Source organism: Aromatoleum evansii, from assembly GCF_012910805.1.
In the GTDB taxonomy this organism is placed as follows: domain Bacteria; phylum Pseudomonadota; class Gammaproteobacteria; order Burkholderiales; family Rhodocyclaceae; genus Aromatoleum; species Aromatoleum evansii.
Genome location: NZ_WTVK01000056.1, coordinates 17,606 through 35,550, shown reverse-complemented (window position 1 = coordinate 35,550; position 17,945 = coordinate 17,606). Strand labels below are relative to the sequence as shown.

Annotated in this window: 14 protein-coding genes; 8 read left to right on the top strand and 6 right to left on the bottom strand. The window is 68.4% G+C overall.

All coding sequences use genetic code 11. The features are described from left to right. The 5 genes from GO615_RS22180 to fabG all read left to right on the top strand — a co-directional run. A partial coding sequence (locus GO615_RS22180) for a polysaccharide deacetylase family protein (protein ID WP_169132057.1) occupies window positions 1–800 on the top strand: 800 nt, incomplete at its 5' end. Between the two features lie 118 nt (window positions 801–918). Next, window positions 919–2,106 (top strand): beta-ketoacyl-ACP synthase, encoded by a 1,188-nt coding sequence (locus GO615_RS22175; protein ID WP_169132056.1) that lies wholly within the window; start codon window positions 919–921, stop codon window positions 2,104–2,106. 8 nt (window positions 2,107–2,114) lie between these two features. Further along, window positions 2,115–2,912, top strand: a complete 798-nt coding sequence (locus GO615_RS22170; RefSeq protein WP_169132055.1) for a beta-ketoacyl synthase chain length factor — start codon at window positions 2,115–2,117, stop codon at window positions 2,910–2,912. Beyond that, on the top strand, window positions 2,909–3,385 hold the full coding sequence (locus GO615_RS22165; protein ID WP_169132054.1) for a hotdog family protein: 477 nt from the start codon (window positions 2,909–2,911) through the stop codon (window positions 3,383–3,385). Before GO615_RS22170 ends, GO615_RS22165 begins: the two co-directional genes overlap by 4 nt. Beyond that, window positions 3,382–4,101 (top strand): 3-oxoacyl-ACP reductase FabG, encoded by a 720-nt coding sequence (fabG, locus tag GO615_RS22160; RefSeq protein ID WP_169132053.1) that lies wholly within the window; start codon window positions 3,382–3,384, stop codon window positions 4,099–4,101. Before GO615_RS22165 ends, fabG begins: the two co-directional genes overlap by 4 nt. Here the strand turns inward: fabG and GO615_RS22155 are convergent. The 4 genes from GO615_RS22155 to GO615_RS22140 are packed head-to-tail and all read right to left on the bottom strand — an operon-like array spanning window position 4,082 to window position 7,620. Continuing rightward, the gene (locus GO615_RS22155; RefSeq protein WP_169132052.1) at window positions 4,082–4,900 is read right to left on the bottom strand and encodes a glycosyltransferase family 2 protein; all 819 of its coding nucleotides are present in this window, start codon (window positions 4,898–4,900) and stop codon (window positions 4,082–4,084) included. The two genes, fabG and GO615_RS22155, sit on opposite strands and share 20 nt — an antisense overlap. 20 nt (window positions 4,901–4,920) lie before the next feature. Then, on the bottom strand, window positions 4,921–5,733 hold the full coding sequence (locus GO615_RS22150) for a lysophospholipid acyltransferase family protein (RefSeq protein ID WP_169132051.1): 813 nt from the start codon (window positions 5,731–5,733) through the stop codon (window positions 4,921–4,923). Continuing rightward, the gene (locus tag GO615_RS22145) at window positions 5,726–6,580 is read right to left on the bottom strand and encodes a MipA/OmpV family protein (protein WP_169132050.1); all 855 of its coding nucleotides are present in this window, start codon (window positions 6,578–6,580) and stop codon (window positions 5,726–5,728) included. Before GO615_RS22145 ends, GO615_RS22150 begins: the two co-directional genes overlap by 8 nt. Further along, the gene (locus GO615_RS22140) at window positions 6,577–7,620 is read right to left on the bottom strand and encodes a chorismate transformation FkbO/Hyg5 family protein (protein ID WP_246262411.1); all 1,044 of its coding nucleotides are present in this window, start codon (window positions 7,618–7,620) and stop codon (window positions 6,577–6,579) included. The genes GO615_RS22145 and GO615_RS22140 overlap by 4 nt, the downstream gene beginning before the upstream one ends. A gap of 493 nt (window positions 7,621–8,113) precedes the next feature. Between GO615_RS22140 and GO615_RS22135 the strand changes: the two genes are divergently transcribed. Then, window positions 8,114–9,220 (top strand): alkene reductase, encoded by a 1,107-nt coding sequence (locus tag GO615_RS22135; protein ID WP_169132049.1) that lies wholly within the window; start codon window positions 8,114–8,116, stop codon window positions 9,218–9,220. Between the two features lie 3 nt (window positions 9,221–9,223). On the opposite strand, the gene GO615_RS22130 is transcribed toward GO615_RS22135, so the two are convergent. Continuing rightward, window positions 9,224–9,955 (bottom strand): SDR family NAD(P)-dependent oxidoreductase, encoded by a 732-nt coding sequence (locus GO615_RS22130; protein WP_169132048.1) that lies wholly within the window; start codon window positions 9,953–9,955, stop codon window positions 9,224–9,226. Between the two features lie 236 nt (window positions 9,956–10,191). Here GO615_RS22130 and ovoA point away from each other — a divergent pair, with 236 nt between their 5' ends. Further along, window positions 10,192–12,573: a 5-histidylcysteine sulfoxide synthase gene (gene ovoA, locus GO615_RS22125; RefSeq protein ID WP_169132047.1), complete on the top strand. Its 2,382-nt coding sequence runs from the start codon at window positions 10,192–10,194 to the stop codon at window positions 12,571–12,573. A 34-nt stretch (window positions 12,574–12,607) separates the two neighbouring features. Continuing rightward, window positions 12,608–15,313 carry a bifunctional acetate--CoA ligase family protein/GNAT family N-acetyltransferase gene (locus GO615_RS22120; RefSeq protein WP_169132046.1) on the top strand — a complete coding sequence of 902 codons (2,706 nt, stop codon included), beginning with the start codon at window positions 12,608–12,610 and terminating at the stop codon, window positions 15,311–15,313. Here GO615_RS22120 and GO615_RS22115 read toward each other — a convergent pair. Beyond that, entirely contained in the window at window positions 15,303–17,885 is a 2,583-nt protein-coding gene (locus tag GO615_RS22115) for a bifunctional diguanylate cyclase/phosphodiesterase (RefSeq protein ID WP_169132045.1), read from the bottom strand. The two genes, GO615_RS22120 and GO615_RS22115, sit on opposite strands and share 11 nt — an antisense overlap. Window positions 17,886–17,945 lie beyond the last annotated feature (60 nt).

Genomic DNA, 17,945 nt, shown 5'->3' with positions numbered 1-17,945 from the left:
GAGACAGTCCCTGGCGCCCCGGCACCCTGATCCGCTTTTCGGCCGCACTGCACGCCGCAGCGGCCGCGGGCATCGCCCTGCGACCCGACGCCTGGCCGTGGGCCGCCGCAGCCGTCGCGGCCAACCACGGCCTGCTCACCGCGGCCGGGCTGTTTCCGCGCTGCACCCTGCTGGGGACGAACTGGACGCGACTGCCAGCCGCCGCGGTCGCGCGGAGGGAGATTGCGCTCACGATCGACGACGGCCCCGACCCGGAGGTCACGCCGTACGTGCTCGATCTCCTCGACGCCCATGGCGCCCGCGCGAGCTTCTTCGTCATCGGCCGGCTCGTGCGCGAGCATCCGGCACTTGCGCGCGAGATCGTCGCGCGCGGCCACGCCGTCGAGAACCACAGCGAACACCACCTCAAGACCTTCTCGCTGCGCGGCCCGCGCTGGCTGGCGCGCGAAATCGGCGCCGCGCAGGACACCATCGCCGACGTCTGCGGCCGGCAGCCGCGCTTCTTCCGCGCCCCGGCGGGCCTGCGCAACCCGTTCCTGGAACCGGTCCTCGCCCGCCTGGACCTGCAACTCGCATCATGGACGCGACGCGCCTACGACACCCGTACGGGCGACGCCGCGATCGTCCGCCGGCGCCTGTCGGAGAACCTCAGCGCGGGCGACATCCTGCTGTTGCACGACGGCAATGCCGCCCGGACGAGCACGGGTGCGCCGGTGATTCTCGAGGTGCTGCCGCGCCTGCTCGTGCGATTTGCGCGCGAGGGCCTCGAGCCGGTCACGCTCGCTTCAGCCATTCCCTGAGCCCCGGGGGCTCCCGAAACGACCGCGCTCCTCCGCCTGCTGCCGAGCCGCAACGAGCCGTCCGCGAGCCACTCCGACCTTTTGATAAAATGCTTTCTTTTCGAGCCGCCGAGGCACCGTGCATCCGTTGCTGATTTCCGCCTACACCGCCTCGTCCTGCCTCGGACGCGGACTGGAGCCGCTGCGCGAAGCGATGCTCGCCGGCCGCTCCGGGCTCAAGCCCTGCGACTTCGAGACCGTATCCCTGCCCACATGGATCGGCGAGGTCGAAGGCACCGACGACCAAGTGCTCCCCGCCTCGCTGGCGCGCTTCGACTGCCGCAACAACCGGCTCGCGCAGCTCGGCCTGGTGCAGGACGGCTTCGCCGATGCGGTCCGCGAGGCGATGTCCCGCCACGGCGCGGATCGCATCGGCGTGTTCCTCGGTACGAGCACCTCGGGCATCCTGGAAACCGAACTCGCCTACCGCCACCGAGCCCCGGACACCGGCGCCCTCCCGGCCACTTTCAACTACGCCGGCACGCACAATACCTTCTCGCTCGCCGACTTCGTGCAGCACTGGTTCGGACTGAAGGGACCCGCGGTGGTCGTCTCGTCCGCCTGCTCGTCCAGCGCCAAGGTGTTCGCCTCCGCGGCGCGCATGATCGCGAGCGGGCTGATCGACGCGGCCCTCGTCGGAGGCGTCGACTCGCTGTGCCTCACGACCTTGTACGGCTTCAATTCGCTGGAGCTCACTTCGTCGCGGGCCTGCCGGCCCTTCGATCGCGCCCGCGACGGTATTTCGATCGGCGAAGGGGCCGCCTTCGCGCTGGTCGAGCCCGTGCCGGCCTCCATGCCGCGCGATGCGATCCTGCTGCTCGGCTACGGAGAGTCCAGCGACGCCTACCACATGTCCTCGCCGCACCCCGAGGGCCGCGGTGCGCGCCAGGCGATGGATGCGGCGCTGGCGCGTGCCGGCCTCGCTGCGCGCGACATCGACTACATCAACCTCCACGGCACGGCCACGCCGAGCAACGACGCCGCCGAAGGCAAGGCGGTGAAGGGGCTTTTCGGCGACGCGACGCCCTGCAGTTCGACCAAGGGCGCAACCGGCCACACCCTCGGCGCCGCCGGCGGCATCGAGGCGGTGATAGCCGCGCTCGCGATCCGCGACGGCTTCGTTCCGGCGGGCGCCGGCACCACCGATCCCGAAGAGGGGCTCGATTACGTACTCGCGACGCGTCGGCAACCGGTACGCCGCGTTCTCAGCAATTCCTTCGGATTCGGCGGCACGAACTGCAGCCTCATCCTCGGCAGCCCGGCATGAGGCCCACCATGACGAATCCGCCCGCGGCCTGGATCCGCAGCATCGGCCTGATCGGGCCGGGCATGGCCGACTGGCCGGCCTGCGCCGCGATCCTCGCGGGCGACGCCGCGTGGAGCCCCGAAAAGACCGTACTCAACGCCCCCGAGCAACTGCCGCCGGCCGAACGCCGGCGTGCCGTGCGGGTCGTGAAGCTCGCGCTCGGTATCGGCCTGCAGGCGACGACAGCGGCCGGTATGGATCCGTCCGGGCTTGCAACGGTGTTCTCGTCCTCCGGGGGCGACGGGGTCAATTGCCACCAGATCTGCGAAACCCTCGCATCCGACGACCGCCAGATCTCGCCGACGCGTTTTCACAATTCCGTGCATAACGCCGCCGCCGGCTACTGGGGCATCGCCACCGGCGCGACCGCCCCCTCGGCCGTACTGTGCGCCTATGACGGCAGCTTCGGCGCGGGCCTCCTTGAAGCGCTCGCCCAGGTCCGGTTCGACGGCCAGCCCTGCCTGCTGCTCGCCTACGACGCAGACTACCCGGAGCCGCTGCGGGCGGCCCGCCCCATCCCGGATGCCTTCGGCGTCGCCCTGCTGCTGACCCCCGAGCGGGAAGCGAACAGCTGCGGACGCCTCGCCGCCAAGCTCACCGACGCCCCGCCCGACACGCTCGCCGACCCGGCCCTCGACGCCTTGCGGTGCTCGATTCCCGCCGCACGCAGCCTTCCGCTGCTCGAGGCGATCGCGGCAAGCCGCAGCGGCCGTGTCGTGCTCGACTACCTCGCCCACGCCCGCCTCGCGGTGGACTACACGGCATGACCCTGCCAACCACCCTCGACCACGACGGCATCGCCGCACGCATTCCGCACCACGGCAGGATGTGTCTGCTCGCCAGCGTCGAAGCATGGGATGCCGACGCGATCCGTTGCCGGGCGACCAGTCACCGCGACGCCGACAACCCGCTGCGCGATGCTGACGGCCTGCCTGCGACGAGCGCCATCGAGTATGCCGCGCAGGCGATGGCGGTGCATGGCGCCCTGGTCGCCAACGCCGGGGATGCCCCGCGCGCGGGTTACCTCGCGAGCGTGCGCGGGGTGGAGATCGCGGTCGAACGGCTGGATACGGTGACATCAGACCTCTACATCGGTGCCGAGCGCATCACCGGCAACGACAACCAGATCCTCTACTCCTTCACCGTCGCTGCGGACGGCCACGTGCTCGTTTCCGGCCGTGCCGCGGTGATCCTCGACGCGGGCGCCCTGGGCGCCGGCCCCAGCGGGAGCCCATCTTGAAACGCGCACTCGTCACCGGCGGAAGCGGCGGCATCGGCGCGGCGATCTGCCGCCGTCTCGCCGGCGACGGCCACCACGTCTTCATCCATGCGAACCGCAATGCCGACAAGGCCGAGGCCCTCGCCGACGAAATCCGCAGCGCGGGTGGCAGCGCCGAGGCCGTCGCGTTCGACGTCACCGACGCCGCCGCCACGGCGGCCGCACTCGACGCGATCGGTGCTGACGGCCCGCTGCAGATCCTCGTCAATAACGCCGGCATCCACGACGACGCCGTCTTCCCCGGCATGCGCGCCGACCAGTGGCAGCGCGTCATCGACGTGTCGCTGAACGGCTTCTTCAACGTCACCCAGCCGCTCACGATGCCGATGCTCCGCACGCGCTGGGGGCGCATCATCACGATCTCTTCGGTGGCGGCGATCACCGGCAATCGCGGCCAGGCCAACTACGCGGCCGCCAAGGGCGCCCTGCATTCGGCCAGCAAATCGCTCGCACAGGAACTCGCGAGCCGGGGGGTCACGGTGAACGTCGTCGCGCCCGGCATCATTGACACGGCGATGAGCGAAGACGCCTTCGACGCGGATGCGATCGCGCGCATCGTGCCGATGAAGCGCGCCGGCAAGCCGGAAGAGGTCGCCGACCTGGTCGGCTTCCTTGCCTCGACCCAGGCCGCCTACATCACCGGCCAGGTGATCTCGATCAACGGCGGGATGATCTGAAGCGTCGCGCGAGCAGGACGGGCAGGCGTACTAGGAAGCCACAGAACAGGCGCGTGTGCATCCATGTCAGCAGCAGGTTGTCGCGCGCGTAGTTGAAATGGGACACGCCTCCTTCGTCGGGGCGGAAGTACTTGACCGGCGCCGGCAGATTCACCGGCCGCACCCCCAGCCACGCCATGCGCACCACGGCCTCGGGGTCGAAATCGAAGCGGCGCATCCAGCGCTGGCCGTGCATGACCTTGGCCAGCGGGGCGATCGGATACACGCGAAAGCCGAACAGCGAATCACCGATCCCCATCCACAGCGTCTCGAGGTTCGCCCACCAGTTCGACAGCTTGCGACCGCGCACGCGCAGCGCCGGGGCGCTGGCGTCGAAGACGGGCAGGCCGAGAACCATCGTGTCCGGTCGTGCCGCCGACGCCGCCATGAAGTCGGGGATCAGCTCCGCGGGATGCTGGCCGTCCGAATCCATCGTCAGTACGTGCGTGAAGCCCTGCTTCGCAGCCAGCTCGATGCCATGCAGCACTGCGGCTCCCTTGCCCGAGTTCTTCGGCAGGACGATCACGCGCAGGCCCGGATCCTCCTCGGTCATGCGGCGCAAGCCGTCGGTGGTGCCGTCCGTGCTGCCATCGACGACGACCCATACGGGCATCCACTGGTGCCGAGCGGCGCGCACCGTCTCGAACACCTTCGGCCCCGGGTTGTAGCTCGGGATCAGCACCAGATGCGTGGCGGTGGGCGCCTCGACCGGACTGGGCAGCGGCGCGGATTTCGGCAGTGTGACCTGATGGGGCGTCATGGCAGCGTGCGAAACAGGGTTCAGATCGTGGACGACGACATTGTGCCACCGTCCCTCTCCGGCGGTCGCGGCAGAACGGCATCCTCGAGTTCGGCAACGAAATAGCGCTCGAGTTCGGCCATGAAAGGCTGCACGCTGGAAGGCGGATCGAAGCGGCGCCCGAGCCGCACGCGGTAGCCGACGGGCATCTCCGGCTTGCGGAAAAGGGGCCAGCCCTTGCACAGATAGGGCGAATCGGTTTCGATGAAGATCGTCTGCACCGGCACCCCCGAGCGCCGTGAGATCAGCCCTACGCTGCTCATCAGCGGATTGACGGGCATGCGCGTCGTGCGCGTGCCCTCGGGGAATACCAGCAGGAAGCTGCCCGCCGACAGGTCGTTCGTCGCGCAGCCCACCATGCGCAGCGGCGAATCGTTGCGGATGTAACGGGCGAGGCGTGCGCCGGCGCCCAAGAAGATGTTGTCCATGAGCCCGGCCTTCATGATGCAGGCGACGTCGGGCAGGCGCGAGATCACCATTACCGCATCCAGGAGGCTCGGGTGATTCGGCGCAAGGATCAGCGGCCCCTGCCCGCGCAGCTTGTCGAGCGCCGCAAGGTCGAATCGGCATGCGCCGATGAGGGTCAGGAAGCGGATGTAGCTGTTGAACCCACGGTTGATGACGAAGCGCCCCAGGCGCCGGCCGGCGCGCGCCGGCAGCAGCGGGTAGAACACCATAGCGAACGGCGTCCACAGCAGGCAGATCACTCCCAGGTAACCGAGGCCGAGGTACAGCAGCACATACTCGCGCACGCGCCGCAGCGCCCCCTGCCGCGTCCGGCCGCCGCTACTCATCCGCTTCGACTCGACGCGAGGATTCGCCCAGCACCCAGGTCAGCGCGAAACCGGCGGCGAAATAGTCCTTGCGCTTCACCAGCGGGCTGTCCTCGAACACCGCGCCGGCGAGGCTGTCGTAGCGCACGAAACCCCCGACCCACAACCCCGGATAGCGCTTCCACAACGCCGCCAGCACCTGCGTGCCGCCGTAGCCGCCACGGGCGTCGTAGGCCGGACGCTGCGGCGTCGCCTCGCTCGCCTCGACCGTGTAGAAATAGCGGTGCTGCCGCCGGTCTCCATAGACCGGGCCGGCGATCACGCCGAGCGTCCAGCCGCCCAGTCCGGCCGGATCACGCCAGTCCAGGTTGAGCTGCGGAGTGAACTGCCAGCCCGTCGATTCGGGGCCGCCTTCCGCCGTGAAGCCCGCACGCAAGGGCAGGCGCGTGCGCAGGCGCAGGCGCTCGTCGGCCGAACGCCACAGCCGCACATCGAGCGAGGGTCCGATCTCGACGGTCGGCTTCAGGTCGGGCATGCCTTCGCGCGCCTTCACGCGATCGCTGCTGACCGGTGGGGAAGCCCCCAAGCTGAGGCTCAGCTCGACGCGGTCGCTGTCGAAGAAGGTGCCGCGGATCCCCTGCCGGTCGGCCTTCAGGAATTCGCCACGATAAACCACGTAGGGCACGGGCAGCACGAACAACCGATCCTCGTCCGAACCGCGGTAGGCGGGAAACTGCAGCACGGTGAGTCCCGCACCGAGTTCCCAGAGGGGCTTTTCCGCCGCCGCGGCGACCGGAGCGAACGCGGGCGCCAGCAGCGCGGCGAGCAGTCCGCGCTGCAGCCACCGGCTCCCCGCTCCTGCCCTCATCGCCAATCCTCCATCGCATGTCCGCCCGAGGCCTCGACTTCCACCAGCAGGTCCTCGCGACACACGTCCGCCTGCACGTACACCACCGGCACCGCATCGCCGAGATGCTCGCGAACACATCTCCGCACGGCGTCGAGGTCGCCCGCGTGGCGCACATAGACCTTGTACGCGAGATCCCCCGGAGCGAGCGCGATGCCTGCCGGAGCTGCCCGCCGCGCCTCGCCGAGGACCGCCTCGATGTTGCGGAAGGACTCGGCCGTCTGCGCGACGACGTCGCCCCGATGCAGGGTTTCGTGCCCGACGATGCTTGCCGTGCCCGATACGAACAGCGTCGGCGATGTCAGCGACGGCGCGAGGCTCGCGCGCGCGAAGGTCGGGCTGCGCGGACCGTACTGCCGGGGGTAATGATACGCGCACACCTGGCGCGGATTCTCGATCGCCTGCGGCGCATCTCGCAGCGCGATGAAGTACAGCGTGAATGGCCCCGACGCCGAACCGAGCGCACACGCAGCGGGCACGCTGCCTATCGTGCTGCGGCCGCCGGCCCCGAAGGCGTCCTGGCGGCCGGCGTTGAACTGCCAGTAGCGTTCGCTGCCGTCGATCACGGCATTGATCGCCGGAAAGTAGTTCCAGGCACGGAAGAGCGCGGGATAACCCGCCTCGTCGAGCAGATCGAACACCTCCCGGTACGCTGCGCGGGTGGCCCGCTGCAGTGCAGAAACGCCGTCCGCGTCCACAGGCATCTCGCCCTCGTCCAGCGCGATGGCCCCGAACAGCATGCTCTCCGTGCAGCGATAACGCACCCGTCCGTGCACGCCTGCCCTTGTCGGCCTGCCGGCACGCCACACCTCGCACACGGAGCGCGGTCCGGCCAGCACGGGGGTCGCGACCCGGGCGAGCGGAACTCCGGACGGCACGCAGCCCGCATCCCCCTCGCCAAGGATCGCGACACCGAGCACCTCATCCCACCACTGCGGCGCGCATTCCCGGACGGACGACATCGGCATGTATGCCAGGGACAAACCGCGAACCAGACTCATCAGCACATCAAGCTTTCCTGCACAGGGGCAATGGATTCCCGGAATGAACGACGGCAGTCGGAAGCCCCGTGCGAATCGGCGCTCGCCCCGGGCGCAGGACGGGAGAGGATCGCAAGCGGCGAAGAAGATCTCCCCGCACGGGAAAGGACGAGATTCCGGGCATTCCGGAAACCTCGCAATCTTGCATGTTTTTCATTACAAAACATGCAGTTACAACGCCGCCAGAAGATGACAAGGGGCGAATCTTCACACACCGCCGGACAAGTTGCAAGGCGCGGTGATGGCGCGCTGGCGCAGTAGTCCGTCCGCCTTCCGGAGACGCCCCCGCGCGGGGGAATCCCCTGCTGCGCGCCATCGTTTCCGATCGGAAAACTGATTGTCACGCAATCGTCGGATTTTCAACTTGTTCAGGCATTGCTAAAGTCATGGAATCGGTCATCGCGCCGCTGATGCCAGTCGGATCGAGCGGCGACCCACGCCCAGGAGCCCCCGCATGAAAAGCCTGTTCGACGCCGTTCGCATCGGCGACATCGACCTGTCCAACCGCATCGTGATGGCGCCGCTGACGCGCAACCGCGCCCTCCCCGGCAACGTGCCCGGCCCGCTCACCGTCGAGTACTACCGCCAGCGGGCCAGCGCCGGCCTCATCGTCACCGAGGCCAGTCCGATCAATCCGATGGCTCACGGCTATCTCGACACCCCGGGCATCCACAGCGCCGAACAGGTCGCAGGATGGCGCAAGGTCACCGATGCCGTGCATGCCGCCGGCGGACGCATCGTGATCCAACTGTGGCACGTCGGTCGCATCTCGCACACCTCGCTGCTGCCCGAGGGCGCTGCGCCGGTATCGAGCACCGACCGCCCCGCAAGCGGGGCCAAGACTTTCACCCGCGACGGCTTCGTTCCCGTCTCCACGCCGCGTGCCCTGCGGGACGACGAACTTCCGGGCATCGTCGCCGACTACCGGCGCGCAGCCCGTCTCGCGATGGAGGCCGGATTCGACGGTGTCGAAGTCCATGCGGCCAACAACTACCTGCTCGAACAGTTCCTGCGCGACAGCGTGAACGATCGCAACGGCCCTTACGGCGGCAGCATCGAGAACCGCGCGCGCCTCCTGCTGGAGGTTATGGACGCCGTGTGCGGCGAGATCGGTGCCGGCCGCACGGGCATCCGTCTCAGCCCCCTGACCAGCGGCAATGGCACCCCGCGCGACAGCGATCCCCAAGCGCTCTACAACCATGTCGTCGAACGGCTCGCGCCGCTGGGGCTCGCCTACATCCACGTCATCGAGGGCGAAACCGGTGGCAAGCGCGAACCCGCGGACCTCGCCCGTCCGTTCGACTTCAACGCGCTGCGCAGCCGCTTTGCCGGCGCGTGGATGGTCAACAACGGCTACACGCGCGAATTGGCCATGCAGGCGGTGGCCGAGGGCAAGGCGGATCTCGTCGCATTCGGCAAGGCCTTCATCAGCAACCCCGACCTTGTCCGCCGCCTGCGCGAGAACGCCCCGCTCACCCCGCCGCGCACGGACCGCTTCTACGGCGGCGGAGCCGAAGGCTATACGGACTACCCGACGCTCGACAGCGAAACCGTCGCCTGACCCTCAGAACCGCTCCACCCATGGGCGCAGGTCCAGTTCCTGCGTCCACCCGCTACGCGGCTGCCGATACAGCTGGAAATACGCCTCGGCGATCGCGTCGGGGGCAAGCAGCGCGTCGTCGTCGTGGGTGTCGGTATGCTCGACGACGGCCGTCGGCCGGATCCGGCCGTCGATCACCACGTGCGCCACGTGGATACCCTTGGGCTGAAGTTCGCGCGCCATGCTCTGCGCAAGTGCGCGCAGGCCGAACTTGCCGACCGCAAGGTTGTGGAAACCCGCGCTCCCGCGCAGGCTCGCCGTGGCCCCGGTGAACAGGATGGTCCCGCCGGGACCGCCCTGTTCGATGCGTTCGAGCAGCGCCCGGGCCGCCTCGCGACCGACGAGGAAGCCGCCCAGGCAGCCGACGCGCCAGCAGCGTTCGAACTCTTCGGCGCTGGTCTCGACGATGCCGCGCGCGACGAAAGCCCCCGCGTTGTAGACAACGACATCGGGGCACCCGTAGTCGGCGCGCACGGCGCGGAACAGCGCCTGTACGTCTTCCTCGCGCGCCGCATCGCAGCGGTAGGCATGCGCGCCGCGGCCGATCCCCGCGCATTCGACGCTGAGGTTCTCCAGCCGATCGAGGTTGCGGCCAGCAAGCGCCACATTCATTTCCGCCGCGCCGAAACGGCGCGCGAGCGAGCGTCCGAGCCCCGGCCCCGCGCCGACGATCAGTGCAAGTTTCCGCTGTTCCATCGCTGTCTCCTCGAAGCGCCGACCGTCGACCATGATTGGACACGCCGTTCGGTGACTTAACTTTAGATCACGCCCGCTGCGTGCGCCTCGTCACGCCCGCAGCACGAGGCAGCCGTTGGCGTGCAGCCTGCTCCAGGGGTATCCTCGCCGGATGAGGCTCCGCGGGGCCTCCACCGATGGCGAATGCGTAGCGGCCCGTCTTTTCGGGCGGGGACCACCAGCGAGGGCGATCCGAGATGACCGACGACCTGACCGACGAAAGCTGGCGACAGAATATTGAAGGACGCTTCGACGAACGCCTTGGCCCCGTCCGAAGCCCGGACTGGTGGACCGGCTTGCCGCCCGAGCGCTGCCCGGGCAGGACGACCGATGGCGTGCTCACCTCGCTGCCGCTACCGAATCTGGCCACCTGCACCCGCGAGCAGGTCCGTGCCTACTTCGACAACGGCTGGACGCTCACCGAGCTGCTGTTCTCCGGACTGATCGGCGAGGAAGCCTTCTATCGCCCGCCGTACCATCATCTGCGACATCCGATGGTGTTCTATTACTGCCACCCCCCTGCGCTCTACGTGAACAAGCTGCGCGTGGCGGGGCTGATCCCTGCGCCGCTCAACCCGTATTTCGAACGCATCTTCGAAACCGGCGTCGATGAGATGCGCTGGGACGACATGTCGAAGAACGCGATGCGCTGGCCCGCGTTCGATGAGGCCCACGCCTACCGCAAGGCAGTGTACGCGCTGGTGCGCCGTGTCATCGACGAGCACCCCGGACTCGCCGAAGGCCATCCGCCGATCACGCAGAACGATCCCCTGTGGGCGCTGTTCATGGGGTTCGAGCACGAGCGCATCCATCTCGAGACCTCGTCCGTGCTGATCCACGAGCTGCCGCTGCGGCTCGTCCGGCGGCCAGCGGGATGGATGCCGCCACATTCCTCCGCAGCGAGCCCCGCGGCATTCCCGCCGATTCCCGGACGCGACTATCCGGAAATGGAACTCCTCCCCGTCGCTGCGACCCGCCTGCAGCTCGGCAAACCCGCCGAATGGCCCTCCTACGGCTGGGACAACGAATACGGCAGCCGCGGAGTCGATGTGCAGCCCTTCCGCGCGGGCCGCAGCCTCGTGAGCAACGGAGAGTTCTGGCAGTTCGTCGCCGACGGCGGATACCGCGACCGCCAGTGGTGGTCGGAAACCGGCTGGTCCTGGCGCACCTACCGCAACATCAAGTGGCCCACGTTCTGGGTGCCCGACGGCCCCGCAGGATCCCACCGCTTCCGCCTGCGCACGCTGTTCGAGGAAATCGACATGCGCTGGAACTGGCCCGCCGAAGTCAATTGGCACGAGGCCAGCGCGTATTGTGCGTGGCTGAGCGCGCGCCTGGGCCAGCCCTGCCGCCTGCCGAGCGAAGCAGAGCACAATGCCCTGCGCGACCCCGTCGCCGCCGTCACCGACGATCCGGTCATGGCCGCGGACGGTGCGGCCCTGCTGCACGAACGCGGCCTCAACCTCAACCTCGGCTGCGGCTCCTCCTCCCCCGTCACCGCCGGCGCGCTCACGGCAAAAGGCTTCCGCGACGTCTTCGGCAACGTGTGGCAGTGGCTGGGCGACCAGTTCAATCCGCTGCCCGGGGCCCAGGTCCACCCGTACTACGACGACTTCAGCAGCCCCTGCTACGACGGCGAGCACCAGATGATCCTCGGCGGTTCGTGGATCTCGACCGGCGACGAGGCCAGCGTGTGGTCGCGCTTCCATTTCCGCCCGCACTTCTTCCAGCACGCGGGCTTTCGCGTCGTGCAGGCCGCCCACGACGGCGGTGCCGTGCGTCTCGATGCGGAAGGCGCGCCGGGCAAGGCCTACGAAAGCGCCGGGATCACCAACGAGTACCTGCTGCTGCACTATGGCAGCCCGCAGGAGCAGATGCCGCACGCGTCCGGGCCCCGCGATGCCTGCCAGTTCCCGCTGCGTGCAGCGCGCTGGCTGATGGAAGGCGCACGCGAACTCGGGATCGTTGGCGGCCGGGCACTCGACGTCGGTTGCGCCGTCGGCGGCGCGAGCTTCGAACTCGCACACATGTTCGGCGAAGTCCTCGGCATAGACCTGAGCCGCTCCTTCATCGATGCGGCCGCCACCTTGCGCGATCGAGGCGTCCTCGAATACGCCTGCCGCGACGAAGGCGAACTCGCCCACCCGCTGCTGGCGCGCGTCGATCCGGCCATCGACCGCAGCCGTGTCGCGTTCCGCCAGGCCGACGCCTGCTCGCTGCCCGCCGAACTCACGGACTACGATGCGGTGCTGCTCGCCAACCTGCTGTGCCGCCTGCCGAGCCCCAGGTCGCTGCTCGGGCGCCTCGGCGGGCCGCGCGGGCTGGTGCGCGCGGGCGGCGTCGTCGCCATCCTGTCGCCCTACACCTGGCTGGAACAATTCACACCCCGCGGCGCTTGGCTCGGCGGCTACATGGACGGCGAACGTGCCGTGCGCAGCGCCGACACCCTCAAGGCGCTCCTCGGCGCCGACGGCTTCGAGTTGCGCCGCGAAGCCGAAATACCCCTCGTGATCCGCGAGCACGCACGCAAGTATCAGTACATCGTCACGCACGCCATGCTGTGGCAACGCGTGCGCTGACCGCCATCGACAAACCCGACCGCCCGTTCCGAACATGAGCTTCAGATACCTGCAGAGCCTCTTCAACCCCCAGTCGATCGCCGTGATCGGCGCCAGCGCCCGCCCCCGGCGCATCGGCAGCGTGGTCATGCGCAACCTCCTGGCGGGCGGATTCGGCGGTGCGATCATGCCGGTCAACCCCAAGCGCGACGCCGTGGCCGGAGTACTCACCTATCCCAACGTCGCCGCCCTGCCGCGCACGCCCGACCTCGCGATCATCTGCACCCCGCCGTCGGCCATCCCGGGCATCCTCGAACAGCTCGGCGAACGCGGCACGCGAGCGGCCATGGTCATGGCGAGCCAGCTCGGCACCACCTTGGGCACGGACGGGCGGCCGCTCGACGTGACCATCCTCGAGATCGCCCGCCGTCACGGCATCCGCATCCTCGGCGGCAGCACCCTCGGCGTCATGGTGCCCCAGGCAGGCCTGAACGCGACCTTTTCCCAGGTCGGCGGACTGTCGGGAAACATCGGCTTCGTCTCGCAGTCCGACGCCGTCGGAACGATGGTGCTCGACTGGGCCATGCCGCGGAAGATCGGCTTCTCGCATTTCGTCTCGCTCGGCGATGCGCTGGATATCGGTTTCGGCGAGGTGCTCGACTTCCTCGGCAGCGATCCGGGCACGCGCGCGATCCTCATGTACATCGAGTCGATCCGCGAACGCCGCAGCTTCATGGCGGCCGCACGCGCGGCGGCCCGCAACAAGCCGGTGGTGGCGATCAAGGCCGGACGTGCGCAGCGCGCCTTGCCGGGTATCGGCGACCCCCTGTTCCTCGACAGCCCCGGTCTGATCGGCAGCGACGACGTGGCGGACGCCGTGCTGCGCCGCGCCGGCATCCTGCGCGTCGACCATCTGAACGAACTCTTCGGTGCGGTGGAGACCGTCGTGCGCTCGCGCCCGATCCACGGCGACCGCCTCGTCGTGATCAGCAACGGCGGCGGCGCCGGCATCATGGCCGAGGACAGCCTGCATCTCGGCGGCTACGCGCTGCCTGACCTCTACCCCAACACCCTCACGCGCCTGCGCCGCCTGCTGCCGCCCGACTGGAACGGCCGCAACCCCATCGCCATCCGCGTCGATGCGCCGCCCAAGCGCTACGAGGATGTGCTGAAGATATTGTGCGAGGAGCAGGATGGCGACGCGATCCTGGTGATCCACACGCCAAACGCACTCACCCCCAGCATGGAGGTCGCCGAATCGGTGATCAAGACCATCCGCAGCGTCGGCGGCAACCTCCTCACCTGCTGGATCGGCGACGAAACCGCCGCCGCCGAGCGCAAACTGTTCGCGGATTCCGGCATCGCCACCTTCGACACGCCGGAAAACGCCACACGCGCCTTCGTGCACATGGTCAATCACCGGCACACGCGCGAAGTGCTGATGCAGGCGCCCCCCTCCACCTCGGAGAACTTCCGCCCCGACGTCGATGGCGCGCGCACCGTCGTGCGCAAGGCCATCGCCGAAGGCCGCACGCGCCTGACCGAGCCCGAGGCCAAGCACATCCTTGCGGCGTACGAGATCCCCGTCGTGCAGACGCACCTGGCCGCGACGCCGCAGGACGTCTCCGCCATCGCCACCGAGCTCGGCATGCCCGTTGCGGTCACCGTCATGTCGCGCGACATCCGCCGCAAGTGGGAAGTGGGCGGCGTCGCGCTGGACCTCGAGACCCCGGAGGCCGCGGAATCGGCAGCCCAGGCCATGCTCGCACGCGTCGCCGCCGCGCGGCCGGACGTGCGGATCAGCGGCTTCGCCGTGCAGCCGATGGAAACGCGCCCCCACACCCGGCAACTGATCGTCGGCGTCGTCACGGACCCGCTGTTCGGGCCGATGATCGTGTTCGGCGAAGGCGGGCGGGGGCTGGAGGTGTACCGCAACCTCGCCATCGGTCTGCCGCCGCTCAACCTGCCGCTCGCCCACGACCTCATCAACCGCAGCCGCGCGGCGGGGCTGCTCCATGCCTACCACAACCATCCGGCAGCCGATCGCGACGGCGTGGCGCAGCTGCTGACCCGGATCTCGCAGCTCATCGTCGACATCCCCGAGATCGAGGAACTCGACATCAACCCCTTGTTCGTGGACGACCAGGGGGTTCTGGCCGTCGATGCACACATCCAGTTGTCGACGACACCGCCGAACCCCCAACGACTGTCGATCCGCCCCTATCCCGAAGACCTCGCCGAAGCGGCGACGCTGCGCGACGGCCGCAAGGTCGTCCTGCGCCCGATTCGTCCCGAAGACGAACCCACGCACTACGAATTCCTGTCGCGCGTGACGCCGGAAGACATCCTGTTCCGTTTCTTCCACTACATCGGGACGCTGCCGCGCACGGAGATGGCGCGTCTCACCCAGATCGACTACGACCGCGAAATGGCCTTCATCGCCAGCGGGCGCGACGACTCCGGCCGCCCGGAGACGCTGGGCGTGGTTCGCGCCGTGGCCGACCCCGACAATCACACGGCGGAGTTCTCCATCCTCGTGCGTTCCGACATGAAAGGCTACGGAGTCGGCTTGACCCTGATGAAGAAGGTGATCCGCTACGCCCGCGAACGCGGCCTGCGGGTGCTGGCCGGCGAAGTCATGGCGGAAAACGAGCCGATGCTGAAGCTGCTGAAGGTGTTCGGCTTCACCATCAAGGCGTCGGAGGAGCCGGGCATCCTCGCGGTGAAGCTGATGCTGCAGGAGCAGCCGGTCAAGACGTGAGCGTCGACACCGCCCGCAGCCACTTGCCGAACTCCGCCGCGGGCATCGGCCGTGCGAACAGGAAGCCCTGCCCCTCGTCGCATCCTTCCTCGCGCAGGAAGCGGCGCTGCGCTTCCGTCTCGATACCTTCGGCGATGACCTTGAATCCCAGGCTGTGGCCCAGAGCGATGACCGCGCGGCTGATCGCGATGTCGGAGGGATCGTCCGGCAGGTCGTTCACGAAGGCGCGGTCGAGCTTGATCGTGCCGATCGGCAGCTTTTTCAGGTAGGCCAGCGAAGAGTAGCCCGTTCCGAAATCGTCGATCGCCGTGGTGATGCCCAGCGCCATGATGTCGTTGAGCACGCGTCGGCCGTGATCGGGGTTCTCCATGATCACGGTTTCGGTGATCTCGATCTCCAACACCGACGGCGGCAGGCGCCAGCGCCCCATCACCGCGCGCAGCGTTGCGACGATGTCGCTGCGGTCGATCTGCGGCCCGGCCACATTGACCGCGAGCCGCCCGATCTCCAGCCCCTCGTCGAGCCAGCCGCGCGCTGCGGCACCTACCTGATCCAGGACCTGTTCGCCGAGCGGGATGATGAGACCGCTGCGTTCGGCAAGCGGAATGAAGTCGCCCGGGGGAATGAGCCCGCGTTCCGGGTCGCGCCAGCGCACGAGTGCCTCCGCGCCAAGGTACGCACCATCCTCCAGGCTGAACTGCGGCTGGAACCACACCTCGAACTCGTTGCGGTCGATCGCACGGCGCAGCGCGCTCTCGGTGTGCAGGCGCTTCTGCGCCTCGGCGGTCATGCTGCGCTGATAGAAGCGGTACGTGTTGCGCCCCGCCCCCTTCGCCTCGTACATCGCGGCATCCGCATTGCGGATCAGCTCGGTTACGTTCGGCCCGTCGTCGGGGAACACGGCAATGCCGATGCTGGTGGTCACCATCCCGGTACCGCCGGCCATCTCGAATGGCACCTGGATCGCCGCGAGGATGCGCCGGATCACCTCGACGGCATCGGCACCATCCCCCAGCTCCGACAGGATCACCGCGAACTCGTCGCCGCCAAGCCGCGCGACCGTATCCTCGACCCGCACGCAGGTGCCGAGGCGCTCCGCGACGAGTTGCAGCAGCTGGTCGCCGACCGGATGACCGAGGCTGTCGTTGATCGTCTTGAAACCATCCAGATCGAGCAGCAGCACGCCAACGCGATGGCGATAGCGCTGCGCGCGATCGAGAGCATGCTGCATGCGGTCATGGAACAGCACCCGGTTCGGCAATGAGGTCAGCGGATCGAAATGCGCCAGCCGCTCGAGGTCGGCCTGCGTGCGCTTGATCGCCGAGATGTCGGAGAACACGCCGACGAAGTTGCGGATCTCCCCGCCCGCGCCACGCACCGCGCTGATCGTGAGCCACTCCGGATACACCTCGCCGGACTTGCGCCGGTTCCAGATCTCGCCCTGCCACTCGCCCGCCGTCAGGATGGAGGCCCACAGCTGGCCGTAGAAGTCCTCTGCCTGGCGGTCGGACTTGAGGATGCTCGGCGTGCGCCCCCTGACCTCCTCGGCCGTATAGCCGGTGATTTCGGTGAAGGCCGGGTTGGTGGCGATGATGAGTCCGCGCGGATCGGTGACGACGACGCCGTCGGCCGTGGATTCGACGATCGTCGAAGCGAGTTGCAGCGCATCCTGCGAGCGCTTGCGTTCAGTGATGCGTGCGACGAGGAGATTCGCCAGCCATGCGAGCAGAAGCGAATTCAGGATGGCGATGACGAAGTACTGGGACTGGAACGCCGCCCGCCTCGGCCAGCCCTCCTGCGGCGTCGCCGCCAGAACCCAGGAGCCGCCGGGGACACCCAGGCGCGTCTTGACTGGATCGTCCGCGAACACGGCCGGGTCGCCACCGACCACTTCGCCTTCCTCGCCGCGCCCGTCCTTGCCGCGAATGGCGATGCGCAGCACCTGCGAGCCGGTGACCCCGCCGTCGGCCAGGATGTTCTCGATGTTGCCGACGATGGACACGGTGCCCCAGTAGCCGCTGCGAGCGCTGATCCCGTCCTCGCGCACTACCACCGGGGAGCGGATGATCACCGCCCGCCCGCCTTGCACCAGTTGCACCGGACCGGACAGCACCGGCAACCCCGACTGCATCGACTGCTCCACCGTCACCCACTGCTCGGGAATGTTGCGGTAGTCGATGCCCAGCGCCTTCTCGTTCCCCTCTAACGGGTACAGACGTGCGATGACGTTGTCGGGGGCATAGGCGATGTTGCGGATCAGGCGCTGGTCGGCGATGGTCTGCTTTGCCATCGCATCGAACAAATGTGGCGGCAGGTCGCCCATATGCTGGATCAGGTGGACAATTCCGTCGCCGCCGATGATCGCCTGCTTGAGCACCCCGTCGAGTTGCGCCTGAACAGTGGCGAGTTCCGCGATCGTGCGACTGCGCGCCTCGCTCAGCGCCCGCGCGGCATCGAGCGAGCCGAGCACCAGCCCGACGGCTGTGCCGACAAGCAGCACCGCGGCTGCCGCGAGCCATGAAAGCCAGCGATAGAAGGCGGGAGCGACGCGATTGGCTAGGCTCGTGGGCAAGATGGCAGCACGGAAAATGATGACTGGATGGATGCCCGAAAACCGGGAATCTTACACGCC